The organism is Stutzerimonas kunmingensis (assembly GCF_002929225.1).
GTDB lineage: Bacteria > Pseudomonadota > Gammaproteobacteria > Pseudomonadales > Pseudomonadaceae > Stutzerimonas.
This window is the reverse complement of the sequence record NZ_PISM01000018.1, coordinates 194,473-206,806: the sequence shown is the minus strand read 5'-3', so window position 1 is coordinate 206,806 and position 12,334 is coordinate 194,473. Positions and strand designations below refer to the sequence as shown.

At 66.2% G+C, this 12,334-nt stretch carries 13 protein-coding genes; 7 read left to right on the top strand and 6 right to left on the bottom strand.

The features are described from left to right. Positions 1-9: 9 nt before the first annotated feature. Positions 10-597: a LysE family translocator gene (locus CW305_RS11480; RefSeq protein WP_104097965.1), complete on the bottom strand. Its 588-nt coding sequence runs from the start codon at positions 595-597 to the stop codon at positions 10-12. 109 nt (positions 598-706) lie between these two features. Next, a complete protein-coding gene (locus CW305_RS11475) occupies positions 707-1,546 on the bottom strand; it encodes an AraC family transcriptional regulator (protein ID WP_104097964.1) in 840 nt (279 codons plus the stop codon). A 205-nt stretch (positions 1,547-1,751) separates the two neighbouring features. Between CW305_RS11475 and adhP the strand changes: the two genes are divergently transcribed. Continuing rightward, complete coding sequence (gene adhP / locus CW305_RS11470) at positions 1,752-2,774, top strand: alcohol dehydrogenase AdhP (protein WP_104097963.1); 1,023 nt, start codon at positions 1,752-1,754, stop codon at positions 2,772-2,774. Positions 2,775-2,818: 44 nt separating this feature from the next. On the opposite strand, the gene CW305_RS11465 is transcribed toward adhP, so the two are convergent. Continuing rightward, positions 2,819-4,105 carry a TIGR03862 family flavoprotein gene (locus tag CW305_RS11465; RefSeq protein ID WP_104097962.1) on the bottom strand — a complete coding sequence of 429 codons (1,287 nt, stop codon included), beginning with the start codon at positions 4,103-4,105 and terminating at the stop codon, positions 2,819-2,821. A gap of 19 nt (positions 4,106-4,124) precedes the next feature. Beyond that, positions 4,125-5,045, bottom strand: a complete 921-nt coding sequence (locus CW305_RS11460; protein ID WP_104097961.1) for a histone deacetylase family protein — start codon at positions 5,043-5,045, stop codon at positions 4,125-4,127. A 70-nt stretch (positions 5,046-5,115) separates the two neighbouring features. On the opposite strand from CW305_RS11460, the gene CW305_RS11455 reads away from it, so the two are divergent. The 3 genes from CW305_RS11455 (at position 5,116) to CW305_RS11445 (ending at position 7,215) form a co-directional block, all read left to right on the top strand. Further along, positions 5,116-5,670 (top strand): GNAT family N-acetyltransferase, encoded by a 555-nt coding sequence (locus CW305_RS11455; protein ID WP_104097960.1) that lies wholly within the window; start codon positions 5,116-5,118, stop codon positions 5,668-5,670. Positions 5,671-5,746: 76 nt separating this feature from the next. Further along, positions 5,747-6,616 carry an acyl-CoA thioesterase II gene (gene tesB / locus CW305_RS11450; RefSeq protein WP_041014940.1) on the top strand — a complete coding sequence of 290 codons (870 nt, stop codon included), beginning with the start codon at positions 5,747-5,749 and terminating at the stop codon, positions 6,614-6,616. Continuing rightward, on the top strand, positions 6,613-7,215 hold the full coding sequence (locus CW305_RS11445) for an HAD family hydrolase (RefSeq protein WP_104097959.1): 603 nt from the start codon (positions 6,613-6,615) through the stop codon (positions 7,213-7,215). Before tesB ends, CW305_RS11445 begins: the two co-directional genes overlap by 4 nt. A gap of 213 nt (positions 7,216-7,428) precedes the next feature. Here CW305_RS11445 and ypfJ read toward each other — a convergent pair whose 3' ends face one another. Together ypfJ and CW305_RS11435 are read right to left on the bottom strand one after the other, a co-directional pair. Next, complete coding sequence (ypfJ, locus tag CW305_RS11440; protein WP_104097958.1) at positions 7,429-8,286, bottom strand: KPN_02809 family neutral zinc metallopeptidase; 858 nt, start codon at positions 8,284-8,286, stop codon at positions 7,429-7,431. A gap of 130 nt (positions 8,287-8,416) precedes the next feature. Next, on the bottom strand, positions 8,417-8,854 hold the full coding sequence (locus CW305_RS11435; protein WP_042928334.1) for a DUF411 domain-containing protein: 438 nt from the start codon (positions 8,852-8,854) through the stop codon (positions 8,417-8,419). A 190-nt stretch (positions 8,855-9,044) separates the two neighbouring features. On the opposite strand from CW305_RS11435, the gene CW305_RS11430 reads away from it, so the two are divergent. The 3 genes from CW305_RS11430 to nrfD all read left to right on the top strand — a co-directional run bounded on the left by CW305_RS11430 (position 9,045) and on the right by nrfD (position 12,326). After that, positions 9,045-9,584, top strand: a complete 540-nt coding sequence (locus CW305_RS11430) for a DUF4345 domain-containing protein (protein ID WP_042928335.1) — start codon at positions 9,045-9,047, stop codon at positions 9,582-9,584. An 863-nt stretch (positions 9,585-10,447) separates the two neighbouring features. Beyond that, positions 10,448-11,227, top strand: a complete 780-nt coding sequence (gene ttrB / locus CW305_RS11415) for a tetrathionate reductase subunit TtrB (RefSeq protein ID WP_042928337.1) — start codon at positions 10,448-10,450, stop codon at positions 11,225-11,227. Continuing rightward, positions 11,208-12,326 (top strand): NrfD/PsrC family molybdoenzyme membrane anchor subunit, encoded by a 1,119-nt coding sequence (gene nrfD / locus CW305_RS11410; protein ID WP_042928338.1) that lies wholly within the window; start codon positions 11,208-11,210, stop codon positions 12,324-12,326. The genes ttrB and nrfD overlap by 20 nt, the downstream gene beginning before the upstream one ends. The last annotated feature ends 8 nt before the right edge of the window (positions 12,327-12,334 follow it).

Genomic DNA, 12,334 nt, shown 5'->3' with positions numbered 1-12,334 from the left:
TAATGCAGGTCACAGACTCAGCAGTGCCGACACCACCAAGAGCAGCGCCATGGCGTAGTTGAACCGGCGCATATGCGCTGCCGAGTGCAGCAGCTTCGCCGCCCCGACACCAAGCAGTGCCCAGGCTGCCAGGCAGGGCAAGGCGATCAGAAAGAACAGCAGGGCGTGAATGGCGTAACGCCCCGCGTCGGCAGCGGCGCCGCTGAACACGCCAACCACCGCCAGCGCCATCATCCACACCTTCGGATTGACCAGTTGCAGGCCGGCGGCGCCCAGCGCGCCGAGCCGGCGCGGCGCAGCGGCGGCCTCGACCGGCTCGGCCGGGCTGCGGGCTATTTGCCAGGCCAGGTAGAGCAGCCAGGCCAGACCGAGCCAGCTCATGAGCTGCTGCAACTGCGGATGGCGCAGCAACCATTCGCCGGCACCCAGGCCCACCAGCAGTACGATCGATGCCGCAGCCGAGCAGGCGCCGAAAATGATCGGCATGGCTGCGCCCAGGCCGAAGCGCGAGCTGTTGCTCAGTACCAGAATGTTGGTTGGCCCCGGCGTGATCGAGGCGACGAAGGCGAACAGCACGAAAGGCAGCAGCTGGCTCATGACGGCTGCTCCATGATGAGCGTGGCGAATGGTCCGGGGGTGGCGGCGAGGCGAGGCATGCTGGTCGGCTCCGTGGGTAGCGGATGCCCGAATGGTCGCGCCTGTCGGCTCAGCGGTCTGGAAGATTCGAGCAGCGTCTGCGGTAGCGCGCCGGTGTCAGCCCGTAGGCGCGGCGGAACCAGCGGCCCATGTGGCTCTGGTCGGCGAAACCGAGGCTCATCGCCACCAGCGCCGGTGGCTGGCCGGCTGCGAGCAGGCGACGGGCCTTCGCCAGGCGCAGCTGGACCAGATAGGCATGCGGCGCCAGGCCGAAGGCCGCCTTGAACGCCCGCGACAGCCTGAAGCGATCGACGCCGGTGGCCCGCGCCAGATCGTCCAGCCCCAGATCCTGGTCCATATGTGCATGCAGATAGTCCCGTGCCCGCAGCGCCACAGTCGGCAGGCGTGGGTCTGCAGTCAGCCGCGGTCGCCATGCCAGGTGCCGCGCCAGCTTGCCCAGCAGCGCGTCCAGCGCGGCCTGGCGGACGATGCGCAGGTCCTGGCTTTGCAAGGCCTGGAAGGCGTCGGCAATCACCGTCACCAGCGCCGGCTCGCTTTCCAGCGTCTTGGCGAACGCCGGCTGGCACTGGTTGGGCGCATCCTCGAACAGCGCGCGCAGTTCGCGCTCGATCCAGTGCGGGTCGAGGTAGAGCATCGAATAGGTGAAGCCACCGGGTGTCGGCGCGTGGCCGTCGTGCAGCTCGCCGGGTTCGAGCAGAAACACCTGCCCTGGCGTGCTGCTGTGCAGCGTCCGGCGGCAGTGAAACTGCTGAATGCCCTGTCCGGTGAAGCCGATCAGGTAGCTGTCATGGAAGTGCGGGTCGTAGGCATGACCTTCGAATTGCGCACGGATCGTCTCGATACCGGTCTCGGCATCCTTCTTCAGATCGATCCAGTCAGCTGTACCCATGACGGCTCCGTGAAACGCAAGGCGGTGATGCTGCGCGACACAGTGTCGCCCCGCGAGCGTGGCCGGTCTGGAACATTCGTGCCACGCTGCGGGCTGGCGGCTGCACCGCGGGCGTCGGCGTCATCACGCGGCCACTGATTCGAGTCTAGGCTTGATCCGGTCTGCCTGTTGCAGGCCCGAACGTCCCTTCTCAAGGAGCCAACCGATGACCCAGACCATGAAAGCCGCAGTGGTACACGCCTTCGGCGAGCCGCTGCGCCTCGAGGAAGTCAAGGTGCCGATGCCCGGCCCCGGCCAGATCCTGGTAAAGATCGCCGCCTCCGGCGTCTGCCACACCGACCTGCATGCGGCCGAGGGCGATTGGCCGGTCAAGCCGGCCCTGCCGTTCATCCCAGGTCACGAAGGCGTCGGTCATGTGGCCGCGGTGGGCGCCGGTGTGAAACGGGTGAAGGAAGGCGACCGGGTCGGTGTGCCCTGGCTGTACACCGCCTGCGGTTGTTGCGAGCACTGCCTGACCGGCTGGGAAACCCTCTGCGAAGGCCAGCAGAACACCGGTTACTCGGTCAACGGTGCCTATGCCGAGTACGTGCTGGCGGACCCGAATTACGTGGGCATCCTGCCGAAGAACGTCGAATTCGACGAGATCGCGCCGATCCTCTGTGCCGGGGTCACCGTCTACAAGGGCCTCAAGGTCACTGAGGCGCGGCCCGGTCAGTGGGTGGCGATTTCCGGTATCGGCGGCCTGGGCCACGTCGCGGTGCAGTACGCCAAGGCGATGGGCCTGCACGTGGTGGCGGTGGACGTGGATGACGCCAAGCTGGAACTGGCCAAGCGCCTGGGCGCCGATCTGACCGTCAATGCGCGCAAGGAAAACCCCGTGGAAGTGGTGCAGCGCGACATCGGTGGCGCTCACGGCGTGCTGGTGACGGCGGTGTCCAACAGCGCCTTTGGCCAGGCCATCGGCATGGCCCGGCGGCGCGGTACCGTGGCCCTGGTCGGGCTGCCGCCGGGAGATTTTCCGACGCCGATCTTCGATGTGGTGCTCAAGGCGATCAGCATCACCGGCTCCATCGTCGGCACCCGTGCCGATCTGCAGGAGGCGCTGGACTTCGCCGGCGAGGGGCTGGTCAAGGCGACCATCCATACCGACAACCTCGACAACATCAACCAGATCCTCGACGACATGCGTGCCGGGCACATCGAGGGCCGTATCGTGATGAAGATGTAGAGCGCTGCGGCGGCCGGGACAGCCGGCCGCCGCTCACCCGTCGATCAAGCCTGCGCGGCTGTGGGCCGATCAGCCCGCAGCCAGCGCAGCATTCCCTCGGCCGCGGCTCGGCCACTGGCAAAACAGGCAGTCAGCAGGTAACCGCCGGTCGGTGCCTCCCAGTCGAGCATTTCCCCGGCGCAGAACACCCCGGGCAGCTGTTGCAGCATCAGGTTGGCATCCAGCGCATCGAAGGGCACGCCGCCGGCGCTGCTGATCGCTTCGTCCAGTGGGCGCGGGCGGACTAGGCGGATGGGCAGTGCCTTGATCGCCGTGGCCAGGGTCTGCGGATCCTGAAAGGACGCGGCATCGCTCAGCTCGCGCAACAGTGCCGCTTTGACCCCATCGAGCTTCAGCTGGCGGTGCAGATGCTTGGCCATGGACTGCGAACCCCGCGGTCTGGCCAGGGCGCTGGCGACCTGCGCCAGGGTGCGATCCGGCAGCAGGTCGAGCAGCACGGTGGCGGCGCCGTCACGGTTGATGGCCTCGCGGATCGGTGCCGACAGCGCATAGACCAGGCTGCCCTCGATACCGGTCGCGGTAAGTACGAACTCGCCCTTGCGCGGTGCGTTACCCGGTAGGGCGAGGCTGACCGTCTTCAGCGGCGCGCCGGCGAACTTGTCCCGCAGATGGGCGCTCCAGCCTTCCACCTCGAAGCCGCAGTTGGCCGGCTGCAGCGGTGCGATGGCAATACCGCGGGCTGCGAGCAGCGGCACCCAGGCGCCATCGGAGCCCAGTCGTGCCCAGCTGCCGCCGCCGAGGGCGAGCAGGGTGGCGTGTGCGTCGATCAGGCTTTCGCCTTGCGGCCCGGCGATGCGCAGCGCACCGTGCTCGTCCCAACCCAGCCAGCGCTGGCGGGTATGAATGTGTACGCCGTTTTCACGCAGGCGCTTGAGCCAGGCGCGCAGCAATGGCGCGGCTTTCATGTCGGTGGGAAATACCCGGCCGGAACTGCCGACGAAGGTGTCGATACCCAGCCCGTGAATCCATTCGCGCAGCGCAGCGGGTGTAAAGGCGTCCAGCAGCGGGCGCAGCTCGTCCGCGCGTTCGCCGTAGCGGCTGACGAAGGCGGAGTAGTCCTCGGCGTGGGTGATGTTCATGCCGCCGACCCCGGCCAGGAGGAACTTGCGGCCGACCGAGGGCATGGCGTCGTACAGATCGACACCGACGCCCGCCTGGCCGAGCACCTCGGCGGCCATGAGGCCGGCCGGGCCACCACCGATGATGGCGACGCGAAAGGAAGAAGCGGGCTGGAACATGGCGGCAACCGGGCAGGCGAGCAGGGCGGGCATTGTAGCCGCTGATGGTTGCTCAGCCGAGTCCGTGGCGCTGCCAGGCCGAGTGGGCGCTGACATGCAGGGTCGCGTGGCGACGCGCGAGCAGGGCGCGGTCCTTGTCGTAGCCACCGCCGATCAGGCCGACCACGGGAATGTCGCGGCCCAGGCAGTGATCGAGCACCGCGCTGTCGCGCGCGGCGAGCCCGGCGTCGGTCAGCGAGAGCAGGCCCAGGGCGTCGTCGCGGTGGACGTCGACGCCAGCGTCATAGAGCACCAGGTCCGGCTGATAGATCGGCAGCAGGTAGTTCAGGGTGTCATGAACCACCTTGAGGTAGGCCTCATCACCCATGTCGGGTGGCAGCGGGATGTCCCAGTCGCTATGGGCCTTGCGCGTGGGGAAGTTCTTTTCGCAGTGCAGCGAGACGGTCACCGCGTCCGCCACGTTCTCCAGGATGCGCGCGGTGCCGTCGCCCTGATGTACGTCGCAATCGAAGATCAGCACGCGGCCGACGCGTCCGCTTTCCAGCAGGTAGAGCGCGATCACCGCCAGGTCGTTGAAGATGCAGAAGCCGGACGCATGGTCGTGATGGGCATGGTGGGTGCCGCCGGCCAGGTGGCAGGCCAGGCCATGCTGCAACGCCTGTTCGGCGGCCAGCAGCGAGCCGCCTACCGCCCGCACGGTGCGCTGCGCCAGCTCCGGGCTCCAGGGCAGGCCGAGGCGGCGCAGCTCGTCGCGACCCATCGCACCGCTGCAGTAGCGCTCGACGTAGTTGCTGTCGTGCGCCAGCGCCAGAATGTCATGGCTGCACAGCTCGGGGCGCAATAGCGCTGCGTCTGTGGTCAAACCCAGGGCGACCAGATGGTCGCGCAGCAGGCGAAACTTCTCCATGGGAAACCGATGGCCCGGCGGCAATGGCGGGCTGTAATCGTCGTGAAATACCAGGGGAAGCGACATGAACCACGCGTGTTCGATGGATGTGCGCCGCAGTATGCAGGCTGGCCGTCGGAGCGCTCAAGGAGCAGGGATGGTTGAACGACTCGCACTCGAAAGCACGCGCCTACGGCTGCGCAACTGGCATGACGAAGACCTCGATCCGTTGGTGCGGCTCTGTGCCGACCCGGAGGTGATGCGCTACAACCCGGCGCGGTGGTCCCGGGATGACTGCGCCGCGCTGATGGTGCGCAGCAGGCTGCATCTGCTGCGCAATGGTTTCGGCCTGTGGGCGCTGGAGCGCAAGGACAACGGCGCCTTCATCGGCTATTGCGGGCTGGTCTGGTCCGCCTTGCCGCTGCCGAACGCGGTCGCCGAGCTGCGCTGGGCGGTGGCCTGCGAGCACTGGGGGCAGGGCCTGGTTCGCGAGGCCGCGCAGACGGCGCTGAAATGCGCATTCGGCGCGCTGGGGCTGGACGAGGTCGTGGCCTGTGTCTCGCAGATCAACGAACCGGGCAGGCAACTGCTGGAAGGGCTCGGCATGCGCCCGGACCCGGCCACCACGTTCGGTCATCCGGACGTTTCGCCCGAGCACCCGCTGCACACCCAGGTGCTCTACCGGCTGCGGCGGGACGATTGGCGACAATGAGCACTGTTGCTGGAGCGTTGCCGGCGAAATCCGTAACATGGCGCGCCCGTACGAGCCCCCTATCAAGGAAGCCGAAATGACCCAGATACTCGACGCCCTGGTCAACCTGCTGACCCTGGAACGCATCGAGGAGAACCTGTTCCGTGGCGCGAGCCAGGACCTCGGCTTTCCCCAGCTGTTCGGCGGCCAGGTGCTCGGCCAGGTCATCTCCGCCGCGAGCCAGACGGTGACGCCGGAGCGCCATGTGCATTCGCTGCACGGCTATTTCCTGCGCCCCGGCGACTCGCACCAGCCCGTGGTCTATGACGTCGATCGCGTACGCGACGGCGGCAGCTTCACCACGCGGCGGGTCAGTGCGATCCAGAAGGGCCAGACCATCTTCACCGGCATCGCCTCGTTCCAGGCCGAGGAAACGGGCTACGAGCATCAGTTGCCGATGCCGGACGTGGTCGGGCCGGACGATCTGCCCAACGAGTGGGAGCTGCTGCACAAGCTGTCGCCGATGGTGCCCGAGCGGGTGATGGAAAAGCTGCGCCGGCCCAAGCCCATCGAGATCCGCCCGGTCACGCTGGTCGATCCGGCCAACCCGCAGCCCATCGAACCGGTCCGCCACCTGTGGTTCCGTGCCGACGGCGCGCTGCCCGACAGCCCGGCGTTGCACAAGTACCTGCTGGCCTACGCCTCGGACTTCAGCTTTATCGGCACCGCGCTGCAGCCGCACGGTGTCAGTTCGTGGAGCAAGTTCATCCAGCTGGCCAGCCTCGACCATGCCATCTGGTTCCATCGTGAGGTGAAGCTGGACGACTGGCTGCTGTACTCCATCGACAGCCCCTGGGCCGGCAATGCGCGCGGCTTCGCCCGTGGCAGCATCTTCAATCGCCAGGGCCAGCTGGTCGCGTCCGTGGCGCAGGAAGGGCTGATCCGCGTGCGCGAGGACTGGATGTGAAGATCGCCGAGGTCCGTCACTGGGTGTTCGACATGGACGGCACCCTGACGATCGCCGTGCACGATTTCGCCGCGATCCGCCGCGCGCTGGCAATCCCCGAGGAGGACGACATCCTCCATCACCTGGCGGCGCTACCGGCCGAGGAGGCCGCCGCCAAGCACGCCTGGCTGTTGGAGCACGAGCGCGAGCTGGCCTGCGCGGCGCGCCCGGCAGAAGGCGCTCGCGAGCTGCTGCATGCTCTGCGCGAGCGCGGCTGCCGGCTTGGAGTGCTCACTCGCAATGCCCAGGAACTGGCCAGGGTGACTCTTGACGCAGTCGGCATGGGGGACTGTTTCCTGCCCGAGGACATCCTCGGTCGCGACGAAGCGCCGCCCAAGCCGCATCCGGGCGGGCTGCTGCATCTGGCGGAACGTTGGGGCGTGGCGCCGTCGGCGATGCTGATGGTCGGTGACTACCGCTTCGACCTGGAGTGCGCCCGCGCGGCCGGCGCGCGTGGCGTACTGGTCAACGTGCCGCACAACGAATGGCCGGAACTGGCCGATCTCTATGCCCCGGATTGCCGGGTGCTGCACGGGCTGCTCTCTTCGGGCGAGATCTGAGCGCGGCGCGACGGGGAACGGGGCGCACACCGAAGTCACAGCCATTTGCGGGCGAGGCCGCTGCCGCATTCGGGCCGAGCACGAGTCAGGTCGTGCACAAGCCCGTCGCCAGCCCTGTTCTCCCGTCGTCTGCAGCAAGTTGCGTGCAGCCGGTCCGAACCCCGCATGACCACGTAGAAGCGACCTTGCTGGCGAGGCTCCCGTCGCCGTCTATTACAGCCGCGTCGCCTTGAAGGTGTCGCAGCGCGCCGGATCGCCATGCTCGAAGCCATCACGGAACCAGCGCACCCGTTGCGCCGAGGTGCCGTGGGTGAAGGCATCGGGCACCACGCGGCCCTGGCTGCGCTTCTGCAGGTTGTCGTCGCCGATGGCATTGGCGGCGTTCAGCGCTTCTTCCAGGTCGCCTTCTTCCAGCCAGTCGTGGCGTTGCTGCGCGTGATAGGCCCAGACTCCAGCGAAGCAATCGGCCTGCAGCTCCTGGCGGACCAGCAGGCCGTTGTCGCCTTCCATCCTCGCGCCGCGCTGACGGGCGCTCTGCATCTGCTGGGAAACGCCGAGCAGGGTCTGCACGTGATGGCCGACCTCATGGGCGATCACATAGGCCTGGGCGAAGTCGCCGGCGGCGGAGAAGCGCCGGGCCATCTCGTCGAAGAACTGCAGATCGAGATAGACCTGCTGATCGCCGGGGCAGTAGAACGGGCCCACCGCCGAACTGGCGAAGCCGCAGGCCGAGTTCACGCCGCCGCGAAACAGCACCAGGGTAGGGTCGCGATACTCGGCGCCAGCTTGCTGGAACAACGCACGCCAGGTGTCTTCGGTGTCGCCGAGAATCGCCCGGACGAATTCAGTCTGCGGGTCATCCCCGGCCGGCGGCTGGCTCTGCTGGGAGACGGCCGGGCCGCTCTGGTTGGCCAGCTGGCCGAGGATCTGCAGCGGGTCCTGGCCGGAGAGCAGGCCGATGATTACCACGATGGCGATGCCGCCCAGGCCCAGTCCGCCGCCAAGGCGCATGCCGCTGCGGCCTCTGGCGTCCACTACGTTGTCGCTGCGTCGGGCTCGTTTCCAGCGCATGGGGGTGTCCTTCTGAACGGTTGACGGGTTGAGGGCGCAACACCGAAGCGGCGCCTGCCTCCCGTTAAGACCCGCACGGCGCGAAAAAGCTGCAGCGCGGACCGCACTGCATTCGCAGCGGCGCGATGGCTCAGTCGCCGGGGTATTCGGAGAGCACGCGTTCCTCGCCCGCATTGCTGACGCCGATCACCTTGAAGGCGTCCTTGCGCTCGCCCATCTCCATGCCCGGCGAGCCGATCGGCATGCCGGGTACGGCCGCGCCAATCAGGTCCGGTTGCGCACGCAGCTTGAGGATGTCGGCGGCAGGAACGTGGCCTTCGACGAACTTGCCGTCGATCACCGCGGTGTGACAGGAACCGAGGCGGTGCGGGATACCGTGTTCCATTTTTACCGAGGTCATGTCGTTGACCACGTGATCGCTCACGGAAAAACCGTTGTCCTGCAGGTGATCGATCCACGCTTCGCAACAGCCGCAGTTGGGGTCGCGATAGACGTCGATGGCGATGGGTTCGGCGGCCTGGGCGAGCCCGGCGAGCAGGACGGGAAGCAGCAACAGAAGACGGTGCATGGGAACCTCCTACGAGCGAGAGGCCCACCATACGCCGGGTTGCGCCCATACCCAAGGTGCGGCAGGCGGGCAATTGTCACCATCGACGTCGCGCGGGAGATTCGACCGAAGGGCCGGGGGCAGAACAAACCGGCAGTCTGACAGTCCCATGCCAATCGGAATAGCGAGTCGCACATCAGGAGAGTTTTCGATGCGTTTTGCCCGTTTCGTTCTGCTTGCGCAGGCGCTGGTGATGGCCAGTCTGAGCCTGGCTTACTGGTTTCGCCCCTACGAGATGGCCAATCTCAACGGCATGCTGCTGATGGAAACCGCGTCGGTCAGTCACATGCGTGTCTATTACGGCGGCCTGCAGCTGGGGCTGGCATTGTTCCTGATCTGGGCCGCGCGAGCACCGGAGCGAGCCCGGCCAGCGCTGATCATGCTGGTGATGACCATGGCGGCGCTGGTGCTGGGGCGGTTGGTGTCGCTCTGGCTGGATGGCGGTGACTTGGTCGGCTTCGATCTCGCCTCCATGCTCTATCGCGTGCTGGCTGTGGTGTTCGCCGGTCTCGCCTGGCGCGCTGTTCGCGAGCGTCCGGAGCCAGAGCCTGAGCGCCTTGAGCCTGCCACCCATCGCCTTGTCAGCGAATCACCGATGCCATTCAAGCTTGGTGACACGCCTCCGGCCGTAGAGCCTGCGTCAGGTGATGCGGCACCGCAGCCGTTCCGCCGAGGGGATCCCCTCGCCTGACCGAGGCCGCCGGAAGCAGGTCAGCTTCGCGGTGGCGCTGACGAAGCGCCGTTTCCGCTTGATTGAGCCGGAGGGCTCTGCCCAAGTGCACTCATCGGCCGATCCCGGCCAGGCGTTCGCGATCCAGCGTTAGTGATCCAGCGTTAATAGTTCAAGCTTGCGCAGCAGCGAGTCGCTGGTGGTGACGATCACGGTCGGGACAAAATGCGCGTCGTCGGCGAGGCTGAAACCGGCTCGGGCGAAACGCCATTGCGCGCCGATCTGATCGAGCGGGCGGTTGATCTGCTCGGTGTTCTGCGGCGCCTTGTTCAGCTCTTCCAGGCCGCGCTCGAACGCTCCGCCACTGCCCGTCGAAGTCGCCGCGTAGGTCTAGAAGCTTCCAGCTCATGGCCAGGTAAAGCATGGCGATGCGCTGGCTGAGCATGCGCTGCATGCCGCGCGGTTGACGGCTTCCGCGTCACTGACGCAGCCTGGCACGACAGACTGCCGGCCAGCAGGCCGAGCAGCAGTGAGGTGGGTAGCAGGAATCTGAACATGGGCGCTCCTTACATCCGGGCGGGGCGCGATGCTGGCTGTGCAGTCAGCTCGGCGAGGACGAGACGATAGAGCGCTTCACTGCGATGGCATTGATGATCGTCAAGGGCGTGTCGGCGTCGCTGCGGGTTGGGCTTTTGCGCACCCACACCAGAAGCCCCGACAGCCTCGTGCTGCGCAGGGCTTTGCAGTTCTATGGCCGTGCATGTCGGTCACTCTTCAGGGGGGAGTTGACCTGTATCAATCAGGGGCCGATCTACCGATGCTATAAAGTCAATCAGTTAGACAGCTAAGCATATTCGCACATACGCTCCTACTGAGAGGAAACCATGGATTTTTCTCGCCGCACCCTGCTGGGCCAGATGGCGCGCCTCACCGCTGGCGCAGCACTGGTTCCGCTGAGCAGCCTTGCCAATGCGGGTATCAATGATCAGCCGCCCCGACGGGAAGGTGACGGCTCTAAGCGCTATGCCATGCTGATCGACCTGCGCCAGTGCATTGGCTGCCAGGCCTGTACCGTATCCTGCCATATCGAGAACGAAGCACCCCTGGGCAGCTTCCGCACCATTGTCTCCCAGTACGAGGTGGCGAACGAGGCCACCGGCGATATCGCCACCATGATGCTGCCCCGCCTTTGCAATCACTGTGAGGCGCCCCCGTGCGTACCGGTATGCCCGGTACAGGCGACCTACCAGCGCGAGGACGGCATTGTCGTAGTGGATAACGAGGCCTGCGTAGGTTGCGCCTACTGTGTCCAGGCCTGCCCCTACGATGCACGGTTCATCAACGAGCACACCCAGACCGCCGACAAGTGCACCTTCTGTGCCCACCGTCTGGACGTGGGGCTGCTGCCGGCCTGCGTGGAATCCTGTGTAGGTGGCGCGCGGATCATCGGCGACATACGGGATCCGGACAGCCAGATCAGCCGGTTGCTGGCCGAACATCATGACGACCTGATGGTACTGAAGCCGGAGCAGGGCACATCTCCCCATGTGTTCTACCTGGGTATGGACGAGCGTTTCGTGACTCGTCCGTTGGCGAACCCCGCCATCTGGGATGTCCGGGATAACGATGGCAAGGAGATCGGCTATGAATTTGCTGGCCACTGAAATACTCACACCGCGCTATGCGCTTGCCTGGTATCCCTGGGCGGTGCAGTACTTTTTCCTGATCGCGATTTCCTACTCGGCACTGATGCTGTCGCTGCCGGGACTGATGTTCCGCCGGGAGCGCTTCATGCCTCTGGCCCGGCTGGCGTTGCTGGTGGCGGTAAGCTGCACCCTGGTGGGTCCCGTGGCACTGCTGGCGGACCTGCACCAGCCGGCCCGGTTCTGGCACTTCTACGCCAGCGCGGCCCCCTGGTCCTGGATGTCCATTGGCGCGGTACTGCTGCCGCCTTATGTGGTGCTGACCATTCTCTATGGCTACTTTGCCTGGCGCCCGGCGCTGATGGCCCGGGGCGCCGAGGGGCAGGGCTGGGATGCGAAGCTGGCTCGATTGCTGTGCCTGGGCAACTGGCAGGCTCCCCGTTTGACGGTGGTCGTGTTCGGCCTGCTGGCGGCGCTGTTTGCCTGCGGCATCATGCTCTACACCGGAGCCGAGATTGCCATTCTTGCTTCCCGACCGCTGTGGAATACCCACTGGCTGCCGGTGATGTTCGTGTTCACCGGTCTGATCGCGGCCTCCGGCCTGGTCATGTTGCTCAACCGGCTGATGGTCGGTGCCAATGCTGATGTCTACCGCCAGGGCCTGAAAGTGATTCTGGTCGCCATCCTCGGTGCCGCCTTGGTTGCCGCGATCTGGTTTGTCCAGGGTATTACCGGCTACAGCCCCTCTGTGCAGGCAGCGCTGGAGTCTGTTCGTCACAACCCGGACTGGACCACCATTGCGATCTGGGCGTTGAGTGCCGGCATCCTGCTGTTGCTGGTCGCCGTCGCCATGCTGCGGACACCGAAGTGGCAGCGATGGGCCTGGCTGTTGGGCCTGCTGGCCATCCACATGGGCTGGGCGTTCCGCTGGCTGGTGCTGATGGAGGTGCAGACCGTCGCCAAGAATACTGCCGGCTACTATCACCTGGCAGTGGCTGCGGGGTCCTATGGCCTGCTGGGCATTATCGGCACCTTCGGACTGTGGCTGGCGGTACTGCTGATCATCGACATTCTGGTGCCCTGGCGTGACGTGAACAACGCCAGCGCCGCTACCTATTGACTTGAGCC